Below are 26,265 nucleotides of genomic sequence, written 5' to 3' on the forward strand. Positions count from 1 at the left end.
GCTCTCAGTTCTGCCCCAAGGACGACGCAGGCATCGCTGAGCCGACATGCCTGCGCGAATTTCTTTTGCCGAGCCCGAACTTCTTTTACCGAACCAATCTGGGGCGATTGTCGCGCTTGCCCATTAGGCCACGGGCAGGCTGCCGCATCGGGTAGCTTGGTTCTTGCGGCGAACTGCACTATCTCATTGCGCAATAAACTAGTGAGGCAAGGCCCAAATGACAGTCACCAAAGAAACCGTTCTGGAGCGTCTCAAGACGGTCAATGGCCCGGATTTCTCAGGCAACATCGTTGATCTCGGACTGCTGTCCGACATTTTCATCGCTGACGGCAAGGTGTTCTTCTCGATCACCGTTCCGGCCGCCCGTGCCCAGGAAATGGAGCCGCTGCGCGCCGCTGCCGAGCGTGTCGTCAAGGCCATTCCCGGCGTCACGGGGGCTGTCGTTGCCCTGACCGCCGAGAAAAAGGGCGGCGGCATGGAAGCTCCGGTCCCGTCCCGTCCAGCACCTCCGCGTCCCGCAGCAACACCTGCGCCCGCAGCACGTCCGGCGCAGCATGCGCCTGCTTCGCACAGCCAGGGCAAGCGCGGTGTTCCGGGCATCGCTGCAATTATCGCGGTTGCCTCGGGCAAGGGCGGCGTCGGCAAGTCGACCACCGCCGTCAACATCGCGCTTGGCCTCCAGGCCATTGGCCTCAAGGTTGGCGTGCTCGATGCCGACATCTACGGCCCGTCCATGCCGCGCCTGCTCAACATCCATGGCCGGCCCGAAACGGTTGACGGCAAGATCCTGAAGCCGATGGGCAATTACGGCCTCAAGGTCATGTCGATGGGCTTCCTCGTCGATGAGGAAACCCCGATGATCTGGCGCGGCCCGATGGTCATGTCGGCGCTGACCCAGATGCTGCGCGAGGTCGAATGGGGTCCGCTTGACGTGCTCGTCGTCGACATGCCGCCCGGCACCGGCGACGCCCAGCTGACCATGGCGCAGCAGGTGCCGCTGGCAGGTGCTGTCATCGTCTCCACCCCGCAGGACCTGGCGCTGATCGATGCCCGCAAGGGCTTGAACATGTTCAAGAAGGTCGATGTGCCGCTGCTCGGCATCGTCGAGAACATGAGCTATTTCATCGCGCCAGACACCGGCAAGCGCTACGACATCTTCGGCCATGGCGGCGCGAAGAAGGAAGCCGAACGTCTCGGCGTGACCTTCTTGGGCGAAGTGCCGCTCGAAATGGGCATCCGCGAAAGCTCGGACGCCGGCACACCTGTCGTGGTGTCGAAACCAGACGGCGCCGAAGCGAAAATCTACCGCGACATCGCGTCAAAGGTTTGGACCCGGCTCCAGGAAGAACAGGGTGCTGCCGAAGCAGCTGTGCCGACTATCGTGTTTGAATAGGGGCTTCGGGTTCGAGGTTTGTGAGACCAGGTCTCATTCCTTCGCACCCCCTCTGTACTGCCGGACATCTCCCCCGCAAGGGGGGAGATCAGCCGTCATGTCGAATTTCGCCATCACCAGGATTGCAGGATGTGCGGCAGCGCCCGAGCTGCCAATCTCCCCCCTTGCGGGGGAGATGTCCGGCAGGACAGAGGGGGGTGGGAAGGATCGCGACTTCAATTGACTGTCGCGCAGCCCTGCCAAGTACGCGCAGCGCTCCTCACTCCCGCGCCGGCAACCTTCGAATCTCAAAACCTGTCTTCGTTCGCGCAAATCCCGCATTGTCGTAAAACCCGAGCGTCGCCGGAACCTTCGAGCCGGTAAGCAGCATTACCTTGTAACATCCGCACGCCCACGCAGCCTCCACGGCCTCGGCAAGCACTGCCTTGCCGTAACCCAGCCCGCGAAAATCGGCATGGGTCACCACGTTCTCGATCAGTGCGTAAGACGCGCCGCCCCGTGTGAAATTCGGGATGACCACCAGCGTACAAGTGGCAACGAGCTCCCCATCGCGCACGCCAAGGAAAATCGCGCTGCCGTCGAAGCGTGAGAACCGGTCCCAGATCAGGCCGGCCTCTTCGCTATTCAGGGGCTCGTCGCCGGGCACGAGGTGACGGTAGAGCTGAATCAGCTCAGGCAGGTCGTCGCGGGTCGCCCGGCGAATGGTGAGTTCGGATGCCATGGGACCCGCCATTCGCGGCTTGTGCCGATGCCGCCTTATCAGTTGTTGGACGCCAGATAGGCCGGTAGGTCGGCGATCGAATCGAGCACCACGTCGGCCATCGGCGTCAGCGACTCGCGCGTGCCGGTGCCAGAAAGCACGGCGATGGCGAGACCTGCACCGCCGGCGCGGGCCATTTCGAGGTCGTGGCGATTGTCGCCGACCATGGCGATCTCCGACGGCTTCAGCCCGGTGAGATCGGAAAAGGCATGGATCGAATCCGGCGCCGGCTTTGGATTGGCGACCGCGTCATAGCCATAGGCGGCCTCGAACATCTGGGCGACGCCGAGCGTCAAAAGCGTCTTTTCCGCGCCGCTGGTCGAATCGTTGGTGGCGACGCCGAGCCGGAAGCCAGCACTATGCAGGCTTGCCAGCGCGTCCTTGCTGCCGGGCAGGGGCACAGCCTTTGCCGAACCCTGTTCGGCCGACACCTGGTCGAAAACCTTGACCAGCGCTGCCCGTTCGCCATTGCTGGCGTTGGGATACCACAGTGCCACGATATCGGCGTTGGTGCCGGCGGCAAACACCGAATCGGCGCGAAAGCCATGCGCTTCAAAATCGTAGCCGGCTGATTCCATCAGCGCGTTGGCGCGTGCCTTGTCGCCGTCGGCTGCCTTCAGCGCCATCATTTCGCCGATGGCGAACCACGTCGCCTGGAAATCGACAAGGGTTCCGTCCTTGTCGAAAAGTATGCCCTTGATGCCCCGCAATGCTTTTACTCCTGTGCCCTGGCGCATCTGCCCGAAAATCGTTTCGATTTTCAAGAAGCACGATGCGCAGGCTCAAAGTCCTGGAGCGTCCTTCACGCGTCCGAATGGACGCGCGGCGCTCTAAGCCGGTGGATATGCTCCACGAGGCCGGCTGTCGAGGAGTCGTGACGCGCGGCATTTTCTCGCCCATCCACGACAGGCAACAGCCCGGTGGCCAATTCTTTGCCAAGCTCCACACCCCATTGGTCGAAGGCGTTGATGCCGAACAGCTGCGCCTCGACGAACACCCGGTGCTCGTAAAGCGCAATCAGCCGGCCCAGCATATGCGGGTCGAGCTTGCGGTAGAGCAGGGTCACCGACGGCCGATTGCCTGAGAAAACACGGTGCGGCGCGATCTTGTCGACCTCCTCGGGCTTGATGCCCTTGGTCAGCATCTGCCGCCGTGCTTCCTCCAGCGTGCGGCCCTTCATCAGCGCTTCCGACTGTGCCAGGCAGTTGGCGAGCAAGAGATCATGATGCTCTTGCAGATCGGGTTCATGGCCCTCGGCTGCCGCCAGGAACTCGACCGGGATGAAATCGGTGCCCTGGTGCAGCAGCTGGAAGAAGGCGTGCTGGCCGTTGGTGCCCGGCTCGCCCCAGACCAGCGGCCCGGTCGGTGTCACCACCCCGCCGCCTGCAAGCGTCACGCTCTTGCCGTTCGATTCCATGTCGAGCTGCTGCAGATACGCCGGCAGGCGCGACAGGCGCTGGTCATAAGGAATGACCGCGCGCGCCGGGTAATTGCAGACCGCGCGATGCCAGAAGCCGACCAGCCCCATCAGCACCGGAATGTTCTTGAGCAGCGGCGCGGTGGCGAAATGCTGGTCCATGGCATGCGCGCCGGCCAGGAAGTCGCGGAAATTCTTGGGGCCAATGGCGATCATGATCGGCAGGCCGATCGCCGACCAAAGCGAGTAACGTCCGCCGACCCAGTCCCAGAAGCCGAAGACGCGGGCGGGCTCGATGCCAAAGGCGGCGACCTTGTCGAGCGCGGTCGACACCGCCGCGAAATGGCTGCCGACGGCCTTCGCGCCAAGCTTCTCTTCGACCCAGCGCCGTGCGGTCGCTGCATTGGTCATGGTCTCGACGGTGGTGAAGGTCTTGGACGCGATGATGAACAGCGTTGTTCCGGCGTCGAGATCCTTCAGTGTGTCATGGATATGGGCGCCGTCGATATTGGAGACGAAATGCGCGCGCGGCCCGTCATGATAGGGCGCAAGTGCCAGTGTCGCCATCGCCGGGCCGAGGTCGGAGCCGCCGATGCCGATATTGACGATGTCGGTTATCTTCTTGCCGGTGGCACCTGCCGCCTTGCCCGAGCGGACGTCGTCGGCAAACGCAGCCATGGCGTCGAGCACTGCGTGCACGTCGACCGTCACGTTGTGGCCGTCGAGCATCACCGGTTCGCCGACAGGGTTGCGCAATGCCGTATGCAGCACGGCGCGATCCTCGGTGACGTTGATGCGCTCACCGGCAAACATCGCCGCGCGCTTGCCAGCGAGGTCGACCGATTGCGCCAGCTTTTCAAGCAGCGCCATGGTGTTGGCGTCGACTGCGCATTTCGACCAGTCGAACAGCAAGTCGCCGTCGGTCACCGAAAAATGCTGGAACCGCTTCGGGTCGGAGGCGAATGCCGCGCGCAAATTCTTCGGCGCGTCCGGATGATGGTTGCGAAGCGCGGTCAGCGCCGCATGAAAGGGTTGGTCGATCATCTGGAAACTCCGGGTATGTGAGCTGCTGGCATCACCCTAGCAGACCTTGAGAGTCATTGAGAGGCACGCGGCGGACTATCGTCCCAAATTTCAATCGGTTCAATTGCCTTCATTTTCAACCGGCGCTGGAAAGGTTCACTGGCATAAATCTATAGGATTAGAAAAATTGATTGGTGCAACCGCTTGTACCAAGGATAGCTTTCTATGGTCCAGCAAAGTCAAAACGACTGGACATGCGGGAAGAGTTCTATGCCACAGCGAAACGACACGGCGATCTGGTCCGGCCTGTTCCGGATTTCAGCGGAATCAGGTCAGACGCTCCAGGCGCAGATCAGGCAGGCGATCGTCGCCGCCATTCTCGACCGCCAGATCGCGGCTTCGATGCCGCTTCCGTCCTGCCGCATCCTTGCTGAAAAGCTTGGCGTTGCGCGTGGCACCGTGGTGCTGGCTTTCCAGCAGCTGGTCGACCAGGGCTTCCTTGTGGCGCGCGAGCGCCGTGGCCATTTCGTCAATCCCGAAGTGCTGGCAACACCGGCCAAGCCACATCAGAAGAGCCCCGACCAAGCCAATGAAATCGATTGGAAGGCGCGCCGCAAGATCGCTGCCTCCGACATGCCACCGCCCGCCAAGCTCGAAAACTGGATCAAGTCGTCCTACCCCTTCGTCTATGGCCAGTTCGATCCGACGCTGTTTCCGACCGCCGAATGGCGCGAGTGTAACCGTATGGCGCTGGCCGTGCTCGAAATCCGCAACTGGGCGGCCGACATGGTCGACCGCGACGATCCGCTTCTGATCGAGCAGATCCAGGCACGCCTGCTGCCGCGCCGTGGCATTTTCGCCAATCCCGACGAGATCATCGTCACGCTTGGCGCCCAGAACGCGCTCTATATGCTCGCCACGCTGCTCATGACCAAGGGCTCCAAGGTTGCGATGGAGGACCCGGGCTATCCCGATGCGCGCTCGATCTTCCGGCTCGCCGGTGCCGACATCGAGCCGGTCCCGGTCGATCATTCGGGCATCGTCACCTCGGCGATCCCTTCCGATGCCGGCTTTGTCTTCGTCACGCCGAGCCATCAGTGCCCGACAATGGTGCCGCTCAGCGCCGAGCGCCGGCAGGACCTTTTGGCGCGTGCCACGCGCAACAACCAGATCATCATCGAGGACGGCTACGACAGCCAGTTGCTCGACGAAGCCCCCCAGCAGGCTTTGAAGAGCCTCGATCGCTCCGGTCGTGTCGTCTATGTCGGCTCGATGTCGAAGACGCTCGCACCTGGCCTGCGCCTTGGCTACATCGTCGCTTCTGCCGGATTGATCTCCGAGCTGCGCGCGCTGCGCCGCTTCATGCTGCGTCACCCCCCGGCCAACAACCAGCGCGCGGTCGCGCTGTTCCTGTCGCTCGGCCACCACGAGGCGCTGGTGCGTCGCTTGTCCACGGCCTTCGGCGAGAGGCGCAAGCGATTGGTCCACGCGCTCTCGGCTTTCCTGCCAGACTGGCAGTCGACCGACTCTGCCGGAGGCACGTCCTTGTGGCTCGAAGGGCCGCGTGGCACCGACTCGCGCGGGCTTGCGGCGGCAGCTGCGGCGCGCAGCGTCATCATCGAACCAGGCGAACGCTTCTTCGAGCATTCCGACAAGCCCACACGTTTCATGCGACTGGGCATTTCCTCGATTGCCCTCCAGCACATCGAGCCCGGAATCCGCGAGCTGGCGACCGCTGCCGGGCGCCGCCCCGCAGCCGCGTAGCTCTTTCGCCGGCGGCTCCTCCGTGTCGCCGGCTTATATCAGTACTCTGGCATATCCGGCGGAATCCGCTGGCCCATAGTCTGGGCCAATGGACGCGGCATAGTCGCGCAAAGGGAACGAGGCGACACGACGGTGGCATAATCACTGCGGGCCAGCCTCACAGAGTTCGGAGGACCTGCATGTCGCATGCCATCGAAAGCCATGACCTGTCGCTGGAGCAACGCTCGCGCCGGTCCGGTGGCCGGGAGGCCAGGCGGGCGATGCGCGCAGCACCGCTCGCCGACGACGTCCGACCCATCCGCGCCGGCCTAGAAGGCGGCAGCTTCAAGGCATTGGCCCCAAACGACCTCGAACGCATCCATGAAGCGGTGCTGACGCTGCTCGAAACAGTCGGCTTCGCCAACGCCATTCCAAGCTGCATCGAGGCCCTGACGCGGGTCGGCGCGACACATAGCGAAGATGGCCGCATCCGCTTCCCGCGCGAGCTAGTGCTTTCCACCATCAAGAACGCCGCCCGCAACTTCACGCTCTGCGGCCAGGACCCCAGGCATGACATGTTGATCCAGGGCAAGCGCGTGCACTACGGCACGGCCGGCGCCGCCGTGCATCTTGTCGATGTCGAAAAGCGCGAATACCGCGAAAGCCTGCTGCAGGACATTTATGACGCGGCCCGCATCGTCGATGGGCTCGACAACATCCACTTCTTCCAGCGCCCCATGGTACCGCGCGACATCCCCGACCCGCTCGAAATGGATTTCAACACGCTCTACGCCTGCGTGTCGGGCACGTCGAAGCACGTCGGCACCAGCTTCACCGTGCGCGAAAACGTCGCCCCGGCACTTGAGATGCTTTACGAAATCGCCGGCGGCGAGGAGAATTTCAGGGCGCGGCCTTTCGTATCCAATTCCAATTGTTTCGTCGTGCCGCCGATGAAATTCGCCGAAGATGCCTGCGGCGTGCTCGAAGCCTGCGTCGATGGTGGCATTCCGATCCTGTTGCTCTCCGCTGGCCAGGCGGGCGCGACCGCACCGGCGGCCATTGCCGGCGCCGTGGTCCAGGCCGTAGCCGAGGTGCTTGCCGGTCTCGTCTATGTCAACGCGCTCAAACCCGGCCACCCCGCGATCTTCGGCACCTGGCCCTTCGTCTCCGATCTGCGCACCGGCGCCATGTCGGGCGGCTCGGCCGAGCAGGCGCTGCTGACTGCGGCTTGCGCCCAGATGGCACAGTTCTACGACCTGCCCGGCGGTTCGGCTGCCGGCATGGCCGACTCCAAGCTGCCCGACATCCAGTCAGGTTACGAAAAGGGCATCACCAACGTCATGGCCGGCCTCTCCGGCCTCAATCTGGTCTATGAGTCCGCGGGCATGCATGCCTCGCTGCTCGGCTTTTGCCTGGAAAGCCTGATCATCGACAACGACATGCTGGGCCAATGCTTGCGCTGCGTGCGCGGCATCGAGGTCACGGACGCTGCACTTTCGATCGACACCATATCAGAGGTGTGCCTTAACGGCCCCGGCCACTATCTCGGCAACGAGCAGACGCTCAGGCTTATGCAGACCGAATATTTCTATCCCGCCGTCGCCGACCGCTTTTCGCCCAAGGAGTGGATCGAAAAGGGCAAGCCCGATTTGCTGGGCAAGGCGATATCAGAGAAGAAACGCATTCTGGCCGAACGTTTTCCGCGCCATGTTGCAAAAGCCACCGACGACAAGCTGCGCGCCCGCTTCGGCGAACTGATCAGGCTGCCGCGCAGCGGCATGGGCGGGTAGGGGCGGCTGCTCAGTCGGCGGTCAGCCCGAAACGCTCGACCACCTCGGGGTTGATCAGCTTGGCATGCAGCGCAAGCAATACGATCTCGGCGTCGAAACCATCGCCGGCTTCCAGCGCTGCCTCGATCCGTTGCTCGGCTTGCTCCATATAATCGCGGCCGTTGGCCCGCTCGAACGCTTCCGGCCCGGCGATGCAATAGCCAAACAGCTGCGCCACCGGCGGGTAAGCTTGTGAGGGCGGCTCTTCGGGCCAGTGATCTTTCATCAGATTGACGATGGTGAGTTTCACACCTTCCGGCACCAGCGCGGGATGCAGGTCGGCGGCGCGCAAGGCCGCATCCAGCTCGCGCAGATCGCCCGAGCGGCCGAACATGCCGAGAAATCCAAGGGAAGAGCGTCGTTTGGCCATCATGTCCCTGCCGTTTCCTCATCACCTAGGCGGTTTGGAAACGGAATTCAAAGGCCAACTGCGCGAGCATGGATGTCGATCCAGAAGCAGCTCCAACCGTCACTCCTTGAGCGACAACCAGCGTGAGCGGTGCACGTCACGGACATTGTCTTCGAAGCCGACAACTTTCGGCGACACCAGGTTTTTCGATACGGCCCAGGTCAGCGGAATCACCGCCGTTTCGTCCAGTGCTATCTTTTCCGCGACCCGTAGCAGCAGGACCCGCTCCGCGGCATCCTGTTCGGTCGCTGCCTTGCTGAGAAGAATGTCGAAGCCCGGATTCGAATAGCCCGCATAATTGTTTGGGTGGCCGGTTTTCATCAACGCGAGCGAGTCGTTTGCGTCCGCATAGTCGAGGATCCATCGCGTGCTGCCGGCGGTGAAATCGCCCTTTTTGAGCGCGTCCTGATGTTCAGGGATTTCCTCCCTGACAAACTCCACTTCCGCTCCGATCTCCTTCCATGCCTTAGCGACCGCCTCGCTGGTCTTGATCTGCAGGGGCAGGTTGGAGGTGCGCAGCTGGAATTTGAGCGGCTTGGCGGGTCCGTAGCCGGCGGATTTCATCAGCGTTTTCGCCTCGGCGACGCGCTGCTCGTGCGTCTTCGCGCTCCAGTCGGGCATGTAGGGAGTGTCGCCAAAGCCCGGCACGCCGAGCGGTACCATCCCATAGGCGGCCAGCTGTCCGGTCTCCAGAACTGTGCCTATTTGCTCGCGGTCGATCACCATCGACAATGCGCGCCGCACCCGTGGATCGTTGAAGGGCTGGGTCTTCAGGTTGAGCACGTAGTACCAGATGCCGAGCGCGGGCACGATGCGCGCCTCGCCTGGCCGGCTCGACTGCAATTCATCCATTTGCGCGGCAGGGAACTGCGTGGCGATATCGATGTTGCCGGCCTTGTAGGCCGCAAGCGTCGCACCTTCGTCGTCGATGAAATGATAAACGACCTCGTCGAGCTCGACCTCGCCAGCCTCACGATATCTGTCGTTCTTTACCGCGCGCAGCGTCTTCCCAGGCTTCCATTCGGCGAGTTTGAAGGCGCCATTGCCCACCAGATGTTCGGGCTTGGCCCAGTCATCGCCGAACTTCTCGATGATGTGCTGCGGCACCGGATAGGCACTCGCCTGCACCAGCGCCTGCAGGAAATAGGGCATCGGCCGTTCGAGCTTGATTTCAAGCGTCTGGGCATCGGGTGCGGCCACGCCGAGCGCTGACGGGTCGGTTACCTGCCCGCTGTTGAAGGCCTCCGCGTTCTTGATGGGGAACTGGATGAAAGCGAAATCGGCCTTGGTCTTGGGGTCGAGCACGCGGCGCAACCCAAGCAGAAAGTCGTTCGCCTCCAGCGCTTCGCCGTCGCTCCATTTCAGTCCGTCGCGCAGCTTGAACGTATAGGTCAAACCGTCCGACGATACCTTCCAGGATTCCGCCTGGCCCGCCACCGGAGTGCCGGAAGCATCCTCCGTGACCAGCCCTTCAAACAGATCGCCGATGATCAGATCCGGCCAATCGCCGGTCAGTTTCTGCGGGTCGAGTGTCGCCGGTTCGGCCGATGTCTGGATGTCAAGCGTCGCTGCCAGGGCCGCGTTTGTCAGCAATATCGGAACCAGGATGAATGCACTCAGCCAGGATGCGATGCGATTACGCATGGCCATTGCCCCTCTGTTGCTGTCGCAACCTACATCACGGGGTTGCATGAGTGAAGCTGCGCGCCTTTGCCCTTGCCTGCCGATTTTTCTCCCATCGATGGAATAGACCAAAAGGTCTCCCGTTCCTCCCAGGCAATCACCAAGATTGTCGAACAGGAGATGACAGATGAAAAAGATCCTCGCCGTTCTTGGCGCAATGCTGGTCGCAGCACCTGCTACGCAGACGCCTGCGATGGCGGACAATGATGTTTCGAAATTCTTCAAGTCGGTCGTTTCAGGCGGCAAGAATTCGAGCGACCGTAGTGGTTGGTCGAATTCCAGCAGCAACCGCTCGTCCAATTCTTCGGACAATTCGAGTTCCAACCGTTCTTCGAACTCGTCAAACAACTCAAGCTCCAACAGCTCGTCCAATTCGTCGAGCAATTCGAGCTCCAACTCGTCGTCCAATTCCAGCTCGAATTCCTCATCGAACTCGAGCTCGAACAGTTCGTCGAATTCCTCTTCCGACGACGATTGATCGCGGACACGGCATCATCAAGCAGAAGGGCCGGTGGAAATTCCACCGGCCCTTTGCGTTTGGCACAAGGCCTGCATCTTAACGTGGTGCCCGCGCGACCTTGCGATACCAGCCATCGGACGCGATGGTGTTGCGGAAGATACGACGGCGGTCCTGCTCTTCATCCTTGCGCTCGGCGCGTATATCGGCGGTCAGTTCAAGCGCCTTGCGTTCGAAAGGAATGACCTGCACCAACGGCGCGCCTTTTTCGATGATGTGCAAGCCGTCGGCGCCTGTCGCAAAGAACGGAAAGTGGATTTCAGCCGTATAGGTGTCGGTATCGACCACGCCCGAGACCAGTTCGAAGATGCCGTTTGGCCGGTTCAGCGGCTGCACGAACAGGCAGCTCCAGCCGGGCGGCGTGCGTACGCTCCAGTAGTTGTGGAACTTGCACGGCGGCGCCGGCTGGCGCGGATTTCCTGCAACCTGGTGCGCGCCGTGATTGGAGATCAGCGTGCGGTCGAAATCCCAGGCGGTATCTACCGTCTTGCCACCGTCAGAGATTTCCATGCGCACAGTGGCTGCGAGCCTGATGATCCAGCCTGCCGTCATGGCATCGAGAAACGGCATGCAGCGCTTGATGGTGAGGCCACTGTCTCCTGTCGAAAGCTTGGATGGGTCGACCGCGGGCAGCTTGCGGAACCAGTCGGGCAGGAAGGTCTTGGCCGGTACGGGCGGCGGGATGACGCCGTCATCTTCCGGTCGGCACAAAAAGCGGATCGAGGGCGGCTTCGACGAAAATGGAAACATCGTTTTCTCCTGCGTGATGGCGGGAGAACGCGCGGGGCCGACGTCTATTCCACGAGGCGCGCTTGGGCATTCAGAAGGCCGCGCTTGACAGTAAACCTTATTGGCAGTAATTAACCGATATGTTAATTAACATGATTGCTAAATAAATGACCGACGATCGCCTCAGCGCCACCTTCTCCTCGCTCGCCGATCCGACGCGGCGCGCCATTCTCGCCCGCCTGGCGCTTGGCGAGGCAACCGTCAACGAACTCGCTGAACCTTTCGCCATGAGCTTGCCGGCGATCTCGCGCCACCTGAAGGTGCTGGAGCGCGCAGGGCTCATCAGCCGGGGTCGCGAGGCGCAGTGGCGGCCGTGCCGGCTGGAGGCAGGCCCGCTCAAGGACATTGCCAACTGGGTCGAGCATTACCGTCGCTTCTGGGATGCGAGCTTCGACCGAATGGCCGACTACCTCAAGGAATTGCAGACCGCTCAACCCAACGGAGGACCCGATGACCGCAAGAACTGACACCGTCGCCGCCCAGTCGCTTGTCCTCGAATTCTCGCGCGTCTTCGATGCGCCGCCGGCACTCGTCTTTCGCATGTGGTCGAGCCCCGAGCATCTCTGCCGCTGGTGGGGCCCGAAGGGCTTCACGTCGAGCTGCGAGACGCATGAGTTCCGCAAGGGCGGCAGCTACCACCTGCTGATCCACGGCGACAGCGACAACGGCATGTCCGGCACCTTCCGCGAGATCGTCGAAAACGAGAGGATCGTCTTCACCTTCGCCTGGGATCACGATCCGGACTGGCAGACCCTGGTGACGATAACGCTGAAGGCCGAGGGCGACGGCACGCGGCTGACCTTCCGCCAGGAGCCGTTCCTCGACGTCGAAACCCGCGACTCCCATCTGGGTGGCTGGGGCCAATGCCTCGATCGTCTGGCCGACGCGCTCGCTGGCCGTCCGGTGATCTGAACCTTTGCGCGCCATGCGCGCTAGCTGACTTGAACATTGAAACCAGCACTTACCGAAGATCGCCGCCGATTTTTGGGACGATGCGCCATGCCTTGGAGATGGACGATGTTGAAGACCTATCGCGGCAGCTGCCATTGCGGGGCTGTGCATTTCGAATGCCAGCTTGACCTCGCGCCGGCGGGCCAGCGCTCCAAGCCTGAGCTTGACGGCGTCTGGTGGACGTCGAGCTTCCGCTGCAACTGTTCGTGGTGCGCCAAGACGCGGATTTGGAAGGCCTTTGCCCGTCCGTCGGGCTTTCGCGTGACGGAGGGCGCCGAGATGCTGACCGAATACCGCTTCGGCGAACGGGCCATCCGCCACACCTTCTGCAGCCGTTGCGGTGTCCATCCCTTCGCCACCGCAAGCTTCGAGCCGATGGGCGGTGATTTCATCGCCATCAATGTCGCCTGCCTCGACGATGTTGCGCCAGAAGCGCTCGCCGAAGTGCCAATCATCTACGAGGACGGCAAGAACGATGCCTGGGACCGGCCTCCGACCCAGACGGCCTATCTCTAGCAGCAAAGTACGAGCTTCAAGCATACCGGGCGCAACCCTGCGGCCGGCGGGACACCTGTGTCCAAACGATGGAGAGCGTGATGCAGCATGAAATCGTGACGCGAGATGAGTGGGTGGTGGCGCGCCGTGCGCTGCTGGCCAAGGAAAAGGCAATGACCAGGGCGCGCGACGAGTTGAGCGCCGAGAGACGGTCGCTGCCCTGGATCAAGATCGACAAGCCGTATTTTTTCGAGGGCCCCAAGGGCAAGATGTCGCTTGCCGATCTGTTCGATGGGCGCAGTCAGCTGTTCATCAAGCATTTCATGATGGGCCCGGGCCAGGTCCACCATTGTGTCGGCTGCTCGTTCGAGGTCGACAATGCCGAAGGCGTGCTGGTGCATCTCGAAAACCACGACGTCACCTATGTCGCGGTGGCGCGCGCACCACTGGCCGAGATCGAGGTCCTCAAGCGGCGCATGGGCTGGCGCTTGAACTTCGTCTCCTCATTCGGCAGCGACTTCAACTACGACTTCAACGTTTCCTACACGCCTGAGCAGTTGGCGGCGAAACGCGCGGTCTACAACTTCGAGGCGTTCGACTTCGAGATCGAGGACCTCTCGGGCAACAGCGTCTTCTACAAGGACCAAGACGGTCAGATATTTCTGACCTACGCGAACTTCGGTCGAGGTGGCGAAATGTATCTCGGCGCTTACGGCATTCTCGACGTCATGCCCAAGGGCCGCAACGAAGCCGCACCTGCCAACCTGACAAGCTGGGTGCGGCCGCACGACATGTATGGCAAGGGCGGAATGGTCGAGCCGACAGGCCGCTACCATCCGGCCGATTGCGGCTGCAGCAAGCACGCCTGAGCGAGGAGATGCACCGATGTGCTGCGCCATTGGAGCGCTGGTCATCGCCGTGATGGCAGCCTGGCGCCGCTTGCTGAAGGCGGCGTCGGGTTGGCATTCAGCATCGCGACGGGCTGCGGCGATTGCCGTGGCTCTGGGCCTTGGTGCTGGGACGGCAACTGCCGCGCAACATTTTCAGCATTACGGCGAACGCGCCGAAAACCATCGGCGCACCATCCTGGCCGAGATTTGGTCTCAACCCATCTGCGACGGCAATTCTATTGGCCGTCAAAGCAAGCAGCAGATATCGAGGCTGAACTAACCAAAATCCCGCGCGGCATTCCCTAGTGGTTGTCGCGCGGGATGCCCTTGGTTTGCGCCACGCGCTGGTATTTCACCGCCGGCTTCAGAACCATGCCCTCCGACAGCTGGTCGACCATCGAGCGCTGGATTTCCTGCCACGGCGTCTGATGCGCCGGGAAGTGATAGCCGCCATTGTTCTGCAGTTCGGCGCGGCGACGGGTGATCTCGTCGTCGGTGACCAGAATGTCGGCGGTGCCTTTCTTCAGGTCGATGCGCACGCGGTCCCCCGATTTCAGCAGCGCCAGTCCGCCGCCAACCGCAGCTTCTGGCGAGGCGTTGAGGATCGAGGGCGAACCGGACGTGCCCGACTGGCGGCCGTCGCCGATGCAAGGCAGCGCGTGGATGCCGCGCTTGAGCAGATAGGCCGGCGGCTGCATGTTGACCACCTCGGCGCCGCCGGGATAGCCGACGGGGCCAGCACCGCGCATGAACAGTACTGTGTTCTCGTCGATATTCTCGGCCGGGTCGTCGATGCGGGCGTGATAGTCCTCCGGCCCGTCGAACACTTTGGCCGTGCCCTCGAAGGCTTCGGGGTCGCGCGGGTTCGACAGATAGCGATCGCGGAATTCCTTCGAGATCACGCTGGTCTTCATGATCGCGCTGTCGAACAGATTGCCCTTGAGGTTGATGAAGCCGGCGTCCTTCTTCAGGGGATCAGCGACCGCGCGGATGACCTTTTCATCGTGGTTTTCGGCCACGCCGCAATTCTCGCCCATGGTCTTGCCGTTGACGGTGGCGGCATTTGGATGCGGCAGCAGGCCGGCCTTCATCAGTTCGGCAACGACCGCCGGCACGCCACCGGCATGGTGAAAATCCTCGCCGAGATATTCACCGGCTGGCTGGAGGTTGACCAGCAGCGGCACATGATGGCCGATCCTTTGCCAGTCGTCATTGTCCAGCGGCACGCCGAGATGGCGGGCAATCGCATTGAGATGGATCGGCGCGTTGGTCGATCCGCCGATCGCCGAATTGACGACGATGGCGTTCTCGAAGGCTTCGCGCGTCATGATGTCGGACGGCTTCAAATCCTCGCGCACCATGTCGACGATGCGCTTGCCGGTCTCGTAGGAAATCTGGCCGCGTTCGCGATACGGTGCGGGGATCGCCGCCGAGCCGGGCAACTGCATGCCCAGCGCCTCGGCAAGGCTGTTCATCGTCGTGGCCGTGCCCATGGTGTTGCAATAACCGACCGAGGGCGCCGAAGAGGCAACGATGTCCATGAACTGGTCGTAGTCGATCTCGCCTGACGACAGCTTTTCGCGGGACTTCCACACGATGGTGCCCGAGCCGGTGCGCTCGCCCTTGTGCCAGCCATTGAGCATCGGCCCGACCGACAGGGCGATCGCCGGGATGTTGACGGTGGCCGCCGCCATCAAGAGTGCCGGCGTGGTCTTGTCGCAGCCGATAGTCAGCACCACGCCGTCGAGCGGGTAGCCGTAGAGCACCTCGACGAGGCTGAGATATGCCAGGTTGCGGTCGAGCGAGGCGGTGGGGCGCTTGCCGGTTTCCTGGATCGGGTGGCAGGGAAATTCGAACGGCACACCACCGGCTGCGATGATGCCTTCACGCACACGCTTGGCCAGTTCGATGTGGTGGCGGTTGCAAGGCGACAGGTCCGAGCCGGTCTGGGCGATGCCGATCAGCGGCTTGCCCGATTGCAGCTCCTCGCGCGTCAGGCCGAAATTCAGGTAGCGCTCGAGATAAAGCGCGGTCATGCCGGGATTGTCGGGATTGTCGAACCACTCCTGCGAACGGAGCTTCTTCGTTGTCTTTTGGCCGGCCATCAATTCCTCCCGAAATCCGGACCTTCATCGTTATGGCAAGGACCAAACCGCTGCAAGAGCGACGAAGGTGCGGCGCGTGAGACATGAGATCGCGCTGGCTTCGAAAGCCGCTGCTGGCCCAAACATCTGGGCTGTCCTTGCGCCGCGGCGATGTTATGAAAACGCCGCCAGTGACATGAGGGCCAGTGCCTTGATCGACGACCGCCTCTATATCGACCCCGAGCTTGTGCAGTTCTACGATCTTGAAAACGAGGGTGGCGACGACGTCGATTTCATCCTCCGATTCGCCGGCGAGGCGAAGACCGTGCTCGATCTCGGCTGCGGCACCGGCGCGCTGACGGTGGCACTGTCGTCCGGTCGGGCAGTCACAGGCGCCGATCCGGCTGCCGCCATGCTCGATGTCGCCCGCAAGCGCCCCGGCGGCGACAATGTCGAATGGGTCGAGGGCGATGCCCGTTCGCTGCGTCTCGGCAAGAGATTCGACCTCGTGCTTTTGACCGGTCATGCCTTCCAGGTGTTCCTGACACCTGAGGACCAGCGCGCGGCACTCGACACTATCGCCGCCCATCTCGCACCTGGCGGGCGCTTCATCTTCGACACCCGCAATCCGGCGGCGAAGGCCTGGCTGGAGTGGGGCCCCGCTGACTCGCAGCGCATGATCGAGCACCCGACCTTCGGCGCGGTCGAGGCGTGGAACGACGCCGTCCAGGATGAGGCGACCGGCATCGTCACCTACGACACTTTCTACCGTATCCCGGCTGACGGGCGGCAGATCCATGCCCAGTCGCGCATTGCCTTTCCAGCACAGGCTCCGCTCGCCGCGATGATGGCCGATGCCGGGCTTGTCGTCGACCGCTGGCTCGGCAGCTGGCAGGGCGCGCCCTATGCATCTGACGCACCCGAGATCATCCCGATCGGCCACAAGGGCTGACCCCCGCTGGTGTGATGGACAATCGCTGGGCGCTGCGTTACCCCTCAAGGATTGGCATTCGGGAGGATTGCGCATGGCCCTGGTGATCGAAGGCGAAGAAAAGATCGCCGCCCCCATCGACGTGGTGTGGAAGGCGCTCAACGATCCCGAAATCCTGAAAGAGAGCATTCCCGGCTGCGAGAGCCTGGAGATGAGTTCGCCCACCGAGATGGCCGCCAAGGTGGTGCTCAAGATCGGTCCGATCAAGGCGACCTTCACCGGCGAGGTAACGCTGAAGAACCTCAACCCACCGCACTCCTATACCATCGTTGGCGAAGGCAAGGGCGGCATCGCCGGTTTCGCCAAGGGTGGGGCGGACGTTACGCTGACCGAGGACGGGCCAGACACGACGATCCTGAAATACGAGGCCAAGGCCGATGTCGGCGGCAAGATCGCCCAGCTCGGCAGCCGCCTGATCACCTCGACCTCGAAGAAGCTGGCCGGCCAGTTTTTCTCGACCTTCGGCGAAAAGGTGGGCGGGGCGTAGGAATTTCCCTCGCCCCGTTTACGGGGAGAGGGTGGCCAGAAGGGCCGGGTGAGGGGCAGCACTAAATTATGCAAGTTCGCACCGCCCCTCATCCGCCTGCCGGCACCTTCTCCCCGTAAACGGGGCGAAGGAGCCAAGCTTGTTCACCGCCACGCCCCGTTTCCGGTCTGGCTATTGCTCATGAAAAGTTCGGGAAGCGGGGCGCGAGGCCGTGCCTTCCGATAGTAATTGTATGGCGCGACGTTCGCGCCCCGCTCGGTGTTCTTGCCCCGCTCAGTCGCCTCGGCTTTCACCGCCAGCCGCCGCAAGGCCCGGGCTTGGGGGCTCATCACCCAGCAGGAGAACCGACCTCACACCAGCCCGGCACCGGCGCTTCCCCCCGAGCCCGGTGCGCACCGGGGTCCCGTGGAAGATCGCGAGGAGAATGATACGGCAGGTTTTCAGGGCGTGGAAAAACCGGCGTGGCTATCCACGATGGTTGCTGACACATGGTGACAGCTAGCGTAGCTGCTCGCGGGTTCTGGACCGCAGCAGTAGTTGCCACTTCACGGCATGGATCCCGTCGCTGCGCGACCCCCGCGCGTCGCTTCGCTCCTGCTCCGCCCGAGGATGACGAAGGCATGGGGGCTTACAGCTAATCGTCGACCCGAGCCGACGTTGCACTGCAAATAGGGCAGTACACGGCTTCTATCTCGCGAGAGGGTCACCGCTCCGCAACGAATACAGGCTTGCTCCGGCCGAACCTTCCCGCCATGATCTCGCAACCACCACCAGGAGGATGCGATGAGGCGATTGATCATGGCCACGGCAGCTCTGGCTATGGCTACCGGCCTGTTGCACGCGCAAGACTTTTCCCCTGTCGAACTGCAGAAGCGGGCCATCGAGCGGCGCGCCGTCGAGGCGGCGAACTGGGGCATGCCTGCCGTCAACTACGACATCATGCTGCAGGAGATGCTGACCAAGACGCCCGGCAAGGTGAACGAGGTCATCTATTGGGGGAAGCCGCTCGACTGGAAGAACCAGACGCTGACGCCCAATCCCGACACACTCTACCTGATGTCGTTTTTCAACACGCAGGAGGTCGGGCCGATCGTCGTCGAGATACCGCCGGCCACGGCCGACGGCTCCCTCAATGCCAATTTCGTCAACATCTGGCAGGAGCCGATGGAAGACGCTGGCCTTCTCGGGGTCGACAAGGGCAAAGGCATTAAGCTGCTGATATTGCCGCCGGGATATTCCAAGGCGATTCCGGACGGATATGCCGCGCTGCAGCCGAACACCCATGGCAGCTACGTGCTGATCCGCTCGAACATGAAGAGCCATGGCGACGCGGACGTGGCCAAGTCGATTGCTTATGCAAAGCAGGTCAAGGTCTACCCGCTTTCGCAGGCGGCAAACCCGCCTAAGACCGTCTTCACTGACGTGAAGGACATCCTGTTCGATACCACGATCCGTTACGACGACAGCTTCTTCGTTCACCTCGATCGCATCATCCAGAACGAGCCCTGGCTCGACCGCGACCGTGCGATGATCGACCCGTTGCGGACGCTGGGCATCGAGAAGGGCAAGAATTTCGCGCCCGACGAGACAACGAAGCAGTCTCTCAATGCGGGTATCGGCGAAGCGCATGCTTACCTTGAGGCAAAATATGATGCGGGCCAGCCGACCTTCTTCGAAGGCACGCACTGGACCTTTCCGACCAACCCGGAACTCCCGCTCGCGGTATCGAAAGGCTTCGCCGACCCCGATGCCTATCCCGTCGACGCACGCGGGCTCACGTACACCTACGGATATATCGGCATAAAGCGGCTCGGGGCCGGCCAGTTTTATCTCATCAACATCAAGGACAAGGACGGCGAGGCCTATGACGGCTCAAAGACCTACAAGCTTCACGTGCCAGCGAATGTGCCGGTCGATCAATACTGGTCTGTCACGGCCTACGACCGGGAGACGCATGCGCTGATCAAAGGTGTCGACCGCGCCAGCCGCGCTTCGAATGCCCAGGAGCTGAAGAAGAACCCGGACGGTTCGGTCGACATCTACATCGGCCCCAAGGCGCCTAAGGGCCAGGAAACGAACTGGGTACCCACCGATCCCAAGCGAAAGTTCGAGTTCATGTTCCGGCTCTACGGACCGAAGCCGGAATTCTTCGAAAAGAAGATTTGGACCCTGCCTGACGTGGAGAAGGTCGCGGCACAGTAGCCTGGGAGGTTGCCATGACCATAGGTGCCCGTTTCGCGAAATGGGGCCTCGGCCTCTTCATTTTTGGCGTGTTCCTGACCTTTGGAATGATCGCCCATTATTGTGTCGGCGCACGCTGGCCGACCGGCGGGCTGTTCATGCAAAACATCACGCTCTGGTGGGCCTGCCCCTGGACGCTGTCGGTCGCCGCCGTGCAGGGCGGCGGGCTTGGCATGGTGGCGCTGGGGCTGACCTCCATGGTCGCCGCCCGCTCAGGAGCGGCGGTCGACGAAAAAGGCTCGGGCGCGCTCTGGCTCTGCGTGATCGGGCTCCTCGGCGTCTTCGCTGTCGGCTATCCCGGCTATTTCGTCTTCGACGCGATCTGGCCCGGCTACTACTACTCGCCCATCGCGGTGGGAAAGAACGCCTGGCTGCTCGGCCAGGCGTTTTTCATAGCACTCTACTTCGCGGGCGCGCTGCTGATGTTCGGTACGGTGTGGCGTGCCCTCAAGACAATCCCAGGAACCGCTTAGGCATGAGACAGGAACAGTCATGATCAGCAATGCCAAACTCGACCGCCGTGACTTGTTGCTCGGCGCCGCTACGCTCACAGCGGCCACGGCCTTCGGCGCCAGCGGCGCGGCCGTCGCTTCAGCGCAGGCCTCGGAACTGAACCCCCAGCCGCTACCGCCCTCGCCGGATTGGGCGCGCGCTTTGCCGTCGGGACCGGACGCAAGCGTCAAGATCACCGAGGCCTATGCCGCCCATGTCGCGCGCGACGCCTTCTTCTGGGCGTGGCCGCTGGTCAATATGTACAACCGTCGGCTCGCTTTCGCGAAGATGAAGGAACACAGATACGTCGGCCCGTTGCTCGAATCGCCGCTCAACGCGTTGACCATGCTCACCGATTACGTCGATCCGGAAGAGCGCAATGTGGCGTGCCCGAACCAGGACGTGGTCTACGGTCTTGGACTGCTAGCGCTTGATGTTTCCCCTGTCGTCATCCAGGTGCCGGATTTCGGCGACCGTTTCTGGGTCTACCAGATTGTCGATCTGCGCACGGATAGCTTCGCGCAACTCGGCAAGATGCATGGCAGCACTCCCGGCTTCTACCTCCTGGTCGGACCCGACTGGGATGGTGACGTGCCGAAGGGAATAACGCGCGTCTTCCGGTCGTCGAGCAAGACCGGCCTTGTTGCGCCACGTATCGCCCAAAATGACACGCCGGAAGACAAGCGCGCGATTCAGGACGCGCTGACCGGCATCGTGATGTATCCGCTCGCGGATTATGACGGGCGGTTGAAGAGCATCAAGTGGAGCGAGCTGCCGAAAGTTCCAGGCGCCCCTCACGGCGAAGAGGAAACGCGATGGGTGTTCCCCGAGAAGTTTTTTGATGAGCTGCCCGTGGTGCTCGCCGACGCGCCGCCGCTGCCCGGCGAAGAAGCGCGCTATGCGCAGTTGCTGGCTGTACTCGCCGCCGCCAAGAACGATCCGAAAATCAAGCAGGCCATGGTCGATGCCGCCAAGGACGCCGAAGACAAGCTCGTCAATCCGCTGTTCCAGTTCCGCAATTACGGCCAGCAACTGCCGCACCACTGGAGCACGATCTCAAACGAGTCCGCGTTCGGAACAGACTATTTTACGCGGACGGCGGTTGCGAAATCGAACATCCTGGTCAACTCGCCCGACGAGACGAAGTATTTCTACCAGGACCTCGATGCCTCGGGCGAACGGCTGAATAGCAACAACCGCTATACCGTGACGTTTGCCAAGGACGGGACGCCGCCCGTGAACGGGTTCTGGTCCCTTTCGATCTACAACGAGCACCATTTCTTCGTCGCTAACCCGATAAACCGCTTCTCGGTCGGCACCAAGAACAAGGATCTCAAGCTTTCCGCCGATGGTTCGCTGACGATCACGGTGCAGGCCGAAGAGCCGACCGATCCGGTCGCACGCGCCAATTGGCTGCCAGCGCCGAAGGGCGACTTTTCACTCTATGTGCGCGCCTACTGGCCGAAAACGCCTGTCATGGACGGTTCCTGGACACCGCCGGCGGTGCAGAAGGCAGGCTGAAAGAAGGGCATTGCCCAACTGAATAGCGGTTTGCCGTGCCGGCAAATGCCTGCTGCAAAAAAAGCCACCGTGGAGAAGCTCTCCACGGTGGCTGTTTTTCATCGCGATAGAGCGGAGCCTTAGCCCCTCAGCTCGCGCCGCAAGATCTTGCCGACATTGGTCTTCGGCAGCTCGGTGCGGAACTCGATATGTTTGGGACGCTTGTAGCCGGTGAGGTTTTCACGGCAGTAGGCGATCAGCATCTCGACGGTGAGGTTGGGGTCCTTGCGCACGACGAACAGTTTTGGCACTTCGCCCGAATGCTCGTCGGGTACGCCGATGGCAGCGACCTCGAGCACGCCGGGATGCTGGGCGACGACGTCTTCGAGTTCGTTGGGATAGACGTTGAAGCCCGAGACCAGGATCATGTCCTTCTTGCGGTCGACGATCTTGGTGAAGCCGCGCTCGTCCATGAAGCCCATGTCGCCCGACTTGAAGTAGCCGTCAGCGGTCATGACCTTGGCGGTTTCGTCGGGGCGGTTCCAGTAGCCGGCCATGACCTGCGGGCCCTTGATGCAGATCTCGCCGACCTCGCCGAGCGGCAGGTCGTTGTCATCCTCGTCGCGGATGGCGATGTAGGTCGAGGGCAGGGGCAGGCCGATGGTGCCGGTGAAATCGGGCGAGCTGGCTTTGTTGGCGGTTGCCACCGGCGACGTCTCCGACAGGCCGTAACCCTCGGTGATGTGGTTGCCTGTCGCCTTCTTCCAGCGTTCGGCCACCGGCCTTTGCACCGCCATGCCGCCGCCGAGGCTGAGCATCAGCCCGCTGAAGTCGAGCTTGCGGAATTCCTCGTTGTTGGTCAGCGCGTTGAACAGCGTGTTGAGGCCGGGGAACATGTTGAACTTGAACTTCTTCAGCTCCTTGACGAAGCCAGGGATGTCGCGCGGGTTGGGGATCAGGACGTTGAGCCCGCCCTGCTGCATGCCCATCAGCGCGTTCACCGTCAGCGCGAAGATATGATAGAGCGGCAGCGCGCAGATGAAGGTCAGATGCGGCGGCTTGGGCCGCACGGTGTAGGCGTCCTCCACCCACAATGCGAGCTGGGCGACATTGGCCAGCACGTTGGAGTGGATCAGCATCGCGCCCTTGGAGATGCCGGTGGTGCCGCCTGTATACTGCAGGAAGGCGATGTCGTCGGCCTTGACGGCGACCGGCTTGAAGGTCTTGGCCGCACCTTCGTTCAGCGCCGCCTGGAACTTGATGTGGCCGGGCAGCGACCAGGCCGGCACCAGCTTCTTGACGCGGCGCACGACAAGATTGACCAGCAGGCCCTTGAGCCCGAGCATCTCGCCCATCGAGGCGACGACCACATGCTTGACCTGGGTCTTGGCAACGACCGCTTGGAGCGTGGTGGCGAAGTTTTCGAGGATGACGATGGCTTCGGCGCCGGAATCCTTGAGCTGATGCTCGAGTTCGCGCGGCGTGTAGAGCGGGTTGACGTTCACCACCGTGTAGCCGGCGCGCAAGATCGCCATCATCGCGACCGGATATTGCAGCACGTTGGGCATCATGATCGCCACGCGCGCGCCCTTGGCCAGGCCTTTTGACTGCAGCCATGCGGCAAAGGCCGTCGACATGCGGTCGAGCTCGCCATAGCTCAGCGACTTGCCCATGCACGAAAAGGCCGGGCGGCCGGCATATTGGTGGCAGGCGGCAGACAGAAGGTCGCCGATGGAGTTGTGGGCGAGCGGCGCGATCTCGGCCGGCATGTTGGCGGGATAGCTCTTCAGCCACGGCCTGGCGTCGGCCTTGACAGCCACGGCCTTGGCAGCGGGGGCGGCTTTGGCAGCGGGCGCGGCTTTTGCGGGCGCAGCAGCTGAATTGGTCTTGGCAGGAGCAGCCTTGGCGGCTGCGGGCTTGGCAGCTGCCGGCTTGGCGGCTTCGGCCTTAACTACTGCTGCGGGGGCCACGCCATTGGTTTTTGCCGCGGCTGGCTTTGCCTTGGCTGTTGCGGCCTTGGCTGGAGCTGGCTTGGATGGTTCGGCCCTTGCCGTGGAGGGCTTGGCAGCTTCGACCTTGGCTGCGGCAGGCTTGGGAGCGGCCTTGATTGCTGCCGGCTTCGGGGCGGCTTTGACCGCTGGCTTTGCAGCTTCGACTTTCACAGCAGCAGCCTTGGCTGCAGGCTTTGCTTCAATCTTGTTGGCGGGTGATTTCTTGGCGGGTGTATTGGCTGCCGGCTTTGCGGCATCTGCTGTTACCGTCGGCTTGAGTGCTGGTGCTGCCTTGGCCGGTGCGGTCTTCGGCTTTGCCGTCTTGGCGGGCGCTGCCTCTGCCTTCACGGCGAGCTTGGTTTCGGATTTTGCCTTGTCGGCTGGCTGGGTCGCCGCCTTGTTGGTGGCGGTCTGCGCCGTGCCTGCTTTGCCGGTGGATTTAGCCAATGCAACCTCCCTCGATGTTCTTGTTTCCGGCTGTGGTGGTCCGCCGGCTTTCGCCCTCGTCAACGTCGCAGCGCCATAAGAACAGTGCCGCGTCGGGGCATGTTGTAGTTGTTTGTATTGCTAGCTGACGTGCACGGCAAGTATCACCCAACGTCACCTTGGAGAACGAATTTCGGGATTCGCAGTTACATCGCGCAGCACAGATCCGGGCAGCCCGAATTGCCCATCGTTGCGTAGATAAAACTTTCCGCAGTCGAATCTAACGTGAAGTGCAAATTCCGGCGCGCGCAATGCAACTGGCCAATTTCGACTATTTTGAAGTCATCTGTGGGTAAATTATTCTGCTTACCAAAGGGCAGGTAGACGGGGAGTTCCAATGCTCAATAAACGGTGCTTATATGCGCGCCTGCGAGCCTGAACTGGGATGGGCTTGGGCAAAATCATAGGGAGTGTTCAATGATCAAAAAAACGACCTTTGCGGCCGCGTTGCTGGCTGCAACCGTCCTGAGCGGTGCGGCGAGCGCGAAGACGTTCGTCTACTGCTCGGAAGGTTCGCCCGAAGGCTTCGATCCGGGCCTCTACACCGCCGGCACGACCTTCGACGCGTCTGCGCACACCGTCTACAACCGTCTGCTCGAGTTCAAGAAGGGCACCACCGAGACCGAGCCGGGCCTGGCCGAGAGCTACACGATTTCCGACGACGGCCTTGAATACACCTTCAAGCTGCGTCCGGGCGTCAAGTACCAGACCACCGAGTTCTTCACGCCGAGCCGCGACTTCAATGCCGACGACGTGGTCTTCTCCTATGAGCGCCAGCTCAAGGCCGACAATCCCTGGAACAAGTACGTTGCAGGCGCTTCGTGGGAATATTCGGCAGGCATGGGCTTCCCGGAAGTCATCAAGTCGGTCGAAAAGGTCGACGACCTGACCGTCAAGTTCACCTTGACCCGCAAGGAAGCTCCGTTCCTGGCCAACATCGCGATGCCTTTCGCATCGATCATGTCGAAGGAATATGCCGACAAGCTGCAGGCTGACGGCAAGATGAACCAGCTCAACCAGATGCCGCTCGGCACCGGTCCGTTCAGCTTCGTTGCCTACCAGCAGGACGCCATCATCCGCTACAAGGCCAACCCGGATTACTGGGGCGGCAAGCAGAAGATCGACGACCTGGTCTTCGCGATCACCCCTGACGCATCGGTTCGCTACCAGAAGCTGAAGGCCGGCGAATGCCACCTGATGCCGTTCCCGAACGCTGCCGACGTCGCTGCGATGAAGACCGATCCGAACCTGAAGGTGATGGAGCAGGAAGGCCTGAACGTCGCTTACATGGCCTACAACACCACCCAGGCTCCGTTCGACAAGGCTGAAGTGCGCAAGGCGCTGAACCAGGCCATCAACAAGCAGGCCATCGTCGACGCCGTGTTCCAGGGTGCAGCAACCCCTGCAACCAACCCGATCCCGCCGACGATGTGGTCGTACAACAAGTCGATCGAAGACGATAAGTACGATCCGGAAGCATCGAAGAAGGCGCTTGAAGCCGCTGGCGTCAAGGACCTCAAGATGAAGCTGTGGGCGATGCCGGTTTCGCGTCCCTACATGCTCAACGCCCGCCGCGCGGCCGAGCTGATCCAGTCCGATTTCGCCAAGGTTGGCGTCACGGCCGAGATCGTCTCGTACGAGTGGGCTGAGTACCTCGACAAGTCGAAGGCCAAGGATCGTGACGGCGCTGTCATGCTCGGCTGGACCGGCGACAATGGCGATCCGGACAACTTCCTCGACACCCTGCTTGGCTGCACGGCCGTGGGCGGCAACAACCGCGCGCAGTGGTGCAACAAGGAGTTCGACGATCTGGTGAAGAAGGCCAAGGAGACGACCGACCTGGCCGAGCGCACCAAGCTCTACGAGCAGGCGCAGGTTGTGTTCAAGAAGGAAGCTCCCTGGGCGACCATCGACCACTCGCTGTCGATCGTCCCGATGCGCAAGGGCGTTGAAGGCTTCGTCCAGAGCCCGCTCGGCGACTTCGCATTCGACGGTGTTGACATCACCGAGTAAGGTTGCCTAAACAGGCCAGCCTTGGGTTGGGGCGCTTGGATCACAAGCGCCCCAATGCACATTTTGTGCTACCCTTACCTT

The 26,265-nt window shown here is 62.1% G+C and carries 22 protein-coding genes; 14 read left to right on the forward strand and 8 right to left on the reverse strand.

Annotated features, from left to right (window positions below):
* Positions 1–217: 217 nt before the first annotated feature.
* Positions 218–1,393, forward strand: a complete 1,176-nt coding sequence (locus tag AC1DLV_RS02390; RefSeq protein WP_476799666.1) for an Mrp/NBP35 family ATP-binding protein — start codon at positions 218–220, stop codon at positions 1,391–1,393.
* Between the two features lie 259 nt (positions 1,394–1,652).
* Here AC1DLV_RS02390 and AC1DLV_RS02395 read toward each other — a convergent pair whose 3' ends face one another.
* The 3 genes from AC1DLV_RS02395 to pgi form a co-directional block, all read right to left on the reverse strand.
* A complete protein-coding gene (locus tag AC1DLV_RS02395; RefSeq protein WP_476799665.1) occupies positions 1,653–2,114 on the reverse strand; it encodes a GNAT family N-acetyltransferase in 462 nt (153 codons plus the stop codon).
* A gap of 38 nt (positions 2,115–2,152) precedes the next feature.
* The gene (locus AC1DLV_RS02400) at positions 2,153–2,863 is read right to left on the reverse strand and encodes an HAD family hydrolase (RefSeq protein WP_476799664.1); all 711 of its coding nucleotides are present in this window, start codon (positions 2,861–2,863) and stop codon (positions 2,153–2,155) included.
* 92 nt (positions 2,864–2,955) lie between these two features.
* Entirely contained in the window at positions 2,956–4,614 is a 1,659-nt protein-coding gene (gene pgi, locus AC1DLV_RS02405) for a glucose-6-phosphate isomerase (protein ID WP_476799663.1), read from the reverse strand.
* Between the two features lie 249 nt (positions 4,615–4,863).
* Here pgi and pdxR point away from each other — a divergent pair, with 249 nt between their 5' ends.
* Positions 4,864–6,357, forward strand: coding sequence for a MocR-like pyridoxine biosynthesis transcription factor PdxR (gene pdxR / locus AC1DLV_RS02410; protein ID WP_476799662.1), 1,494 nt, complete (start codon positions 4,864–4,866; stop codon positions 6,355–6,357).
* A gap of 179 nt (positions 6,358–6,536) precedes the next feature.
* Positions 6,537–8,126: a trimethylamine methyltransferase family protein gene (locus AC1DLV_RS02415; protein WP_476799661.1), complete on the forward strand. Its 1,590-nt coding sequence runs from the start codon at positions 6,537–6,539 to the stop codon at positions 8,124–8,126.
* 10 nt (positions 8,127–8,136) lie between these two features.
* Here the strand turns inward: AC1DLV_RS02415 and AC1DLV_RS02420 are convergent, their stop codons facing one another.
* Both AC1DLV_RS02420 and AC1DLV_RS02425 read right to left on the reverse strand, forming a co-directional pair.
* Positions 8,137–8,535, reverse strand: coding sequence for a hypothetical protein (locus AC1DLV_RS02420; RefSeq protein ID WP_476799838.1), 399 nt, complete (start codon positions 8,533–8,535; stop codon positions 8,137–8,139).
* A gap of 99 nt (positions 8,536–8,634) precedes the next feature.
* Positions 8,635–10,218 (reverse strand): peptide ABC transporter substrate-binding protein, encoded by a 1,584-nt coding sequence (locus AC1DLV_RS02425; RefSeq protein ID WP_476799660.1) that lies wholly within the window; start codon positions 10,216–10,218, stop codon positions 8,635–8,637.
* 166 nt (positions 10,219–10,384) lie between these two features.
* Between AC1DLV_RS02425 and AC1DLV_RS02430 the strand changes: the two genes are divergently transcribed.
* Positions 10,385–10,735 carry a hypothetical protein gene (locus tag AC1DLV_RS02430; RefSeq protein ID WP_476836108.1) on the forward strand — a complete coding sequence of 117 codons (351 nt, stop codon included), beginning with the start codon at positions 10,385–10,387 and terminating at the stop codon, positions 10,733–10,735.
* A gap of 78 nt (positions 10,736–10,813) precedes the next feature.
* On the opposite strand, the gene AC1DLV_RS02435 is transcribed toward AC1DLV_RS02430, so the two are convergent.
* The gene (locus AC1DLV_RS02435; protein WP_476799658.1) at positions 10,814–11,524 is read right to left on the reverse strand and encodes a DUF6065 family protein; all 711 of its coding nucleotides are present in this window, start codon (positions 11,522–11,524) and stop codon (positions 10,814–10,816) included.
* A 146-nt stretch (positions 11,525–11,670) separates the two neighbouring features.
* On the opposite strand from AC1DLV_RS02435, the gene AC1DLV_RS02440 reads away from it, so the two are divergent.
* The 4 genes from AC1DLV_RS02440 to AC1DLV_RS02455 all read left to right on the forward strand — a co-directional run bounded on the left by AC1DLV_RS02440 (position 11,671) and on the right by AC1DLV_RS02455 (position 13,878).
* Entirely contained in the window at positions 11,671–12,030 is a 360-nt protein-coding gene (locus AC1DLV_RS02440) for an ArsR/SmtB family transcription factor (protein WP_476799657.1), read from the forward strand.
* Positions 12,014–12,475 carry an SRPBCC family protein gene (locus AC1DLV_RS02445; RefSeq protein WP_476799656.1) on the forward strand — a complete coding sequence of 154 codons (462 nt, stop codon included), beginning with the start codon at positions 12,014–12,016 and terminating at the stop codon, positions 12,473–12,475. Before AC1DLV_RS02440 ends, AC1DLV_RS02445 begins: the two co-directional genes overlap by 17 nt.
* Before the next feature lie 105 nt (positions 12,476–12,580).
* Positions 12,581–13,030 carry a GFA family protein gene (locus AC1DLV_RS02450; protein WP_476799655.1) on the forward strand — a complete coding sequence of 150 codons (450 nt, stop codon included), beginning with the start codon at positions 12,581–12,583 and terminating at the stop codon, positions 13,028–13,030.
* An 80-nt stretch (positions 13,031–13,110) separates the two neighbouring features.
* Positions 13,111–13,878: a DUF899 domain-containing protein gene (locus AC1DLV_RS02455; protein ID WP_476799654.1), complete on the forward strand. Its 768-nt coding sequence runs from the start codon at positions 13,111–13,113 to the stop codon at positions 13,876–13,878.
* 323 nt (positions 13,879–14,201) lie between these two features.
* Here the strand turns inward: AC1DLV_RS02455 and AC1DLV_RS02460 are convergent, their stop codons facing one another.
* Positions 14,202–16,004 carry an IlvD/Edd family dehydratase gene (locus tag AC1DLV_RS02460; protein ID WP_476799653.1) on the reverse strand — a complete coding sequence of 601 codons (1,803 nt, stop codon included), beginning with the start codon at positions 16,002–16,004 and terminating at the stop codon, positions 14,202–14,204.
* 190 nt (positions 16,005–16,194) lie between these two features.
* On the opposite strand from AC1DLV_RS02460, the gene AC1DLV_RS02465 reads away from it, so the two are divergent.
* From AC1DLV_RS02465 to AC1DLV_RS02485, 5 genes are all read left to right on the forward strand, one after another.
* Positions 16,195–16,935, forward strand: coding sequence for a class I SAM-dependent methyltransferase (locus tag AC1DLV_RS02465; protein WP_476799652.1), 741 nt, complete (start codon positions 16,195–16,197; stop codon positions 16,933–16,935).
* Between the two features lie 73 nt (positions 16,936–17,008).
* Entirely contained in the window at positions 17,009–17,461 is a 453-nt protein-coding gene (locus AC1DLV_RS02470; protein WP_476799651.1) for an SRPBCC family protein, read from the forward strand.
* A gap of 783 nt (positions 17,462–18,244) precedes the next feature.
* On the forward strand, positions 18,245–19,663 hold the full coding sequence (locus AC1DLV_RS02475; RefSeq protein ID WP_476799650.1) for a DUF1254 domain-containing protein: 1,419 nt from the start codon (positions 18,245–18,247) through the stop codon (positions 19,661–19,663).
* A gap of 14 nt (positions 19,664–19,677) precedes the next feature.
* A complete protein-coding gene (locus AC1DLV_RS02480; protein ID WP_476799649.1) occupies positions 19,678–20,175 on the forward strand; it encodes a hypothetical protein in 498 nt (165 codons plus the stop codon).
* Positions 20,176–20,194: 19 nt separating this feature from the next.
* Positions 20,195–21,715, forward strand: a complete 1,521-nt coding sequence (locus AC1DLV_RS02485; RefSeq protein ID WP_476799648.1) for a DUF1254 domain-containing protein — start codon at positions 20,195–20,197, stop codon at positions 21,713–21,715.
* A 119-nt stretch (positions 21,716–21,834) separates the two neighbouring features.
* Here AC1DLV_RS02485 and AC1DLV_RS02490 read toward each other — a convergent pair whose 3' ends face one another.
* A complete protein-coding gene (locus AC1DLV_RS02490; RefSeq protein WP_476799837.1) occupies positions 21,835–23,856 on the reverse strand; it encodes a long-chain-fatty-acid--CoA ligase in 2,022 nt (673 codons plus the stop codon).
* Positions 23,857–24,588: 732 nt separating this feature from the next.
* Between AC1DLV_RS02490 and AC1DLV_RS02495 the strand changes: the two genes are divergently transcribed.
* Positions 24,589–26,184, forward strand: coding sequence for an ABC transporter substrate-binding protein (locus AC1DLV_RS02495; protein ID WP_476788767.1), 1,596 nt, complete (start codon positions 24,589–24,591; stop codon positions 26,182–26,184).
* The last annotated feature ends 81 nt before the right edge of the window (positions 26,185–26,265 follow it).

This window comes from Aminobacter sp. 01T433, assembly GCF_056398585.1.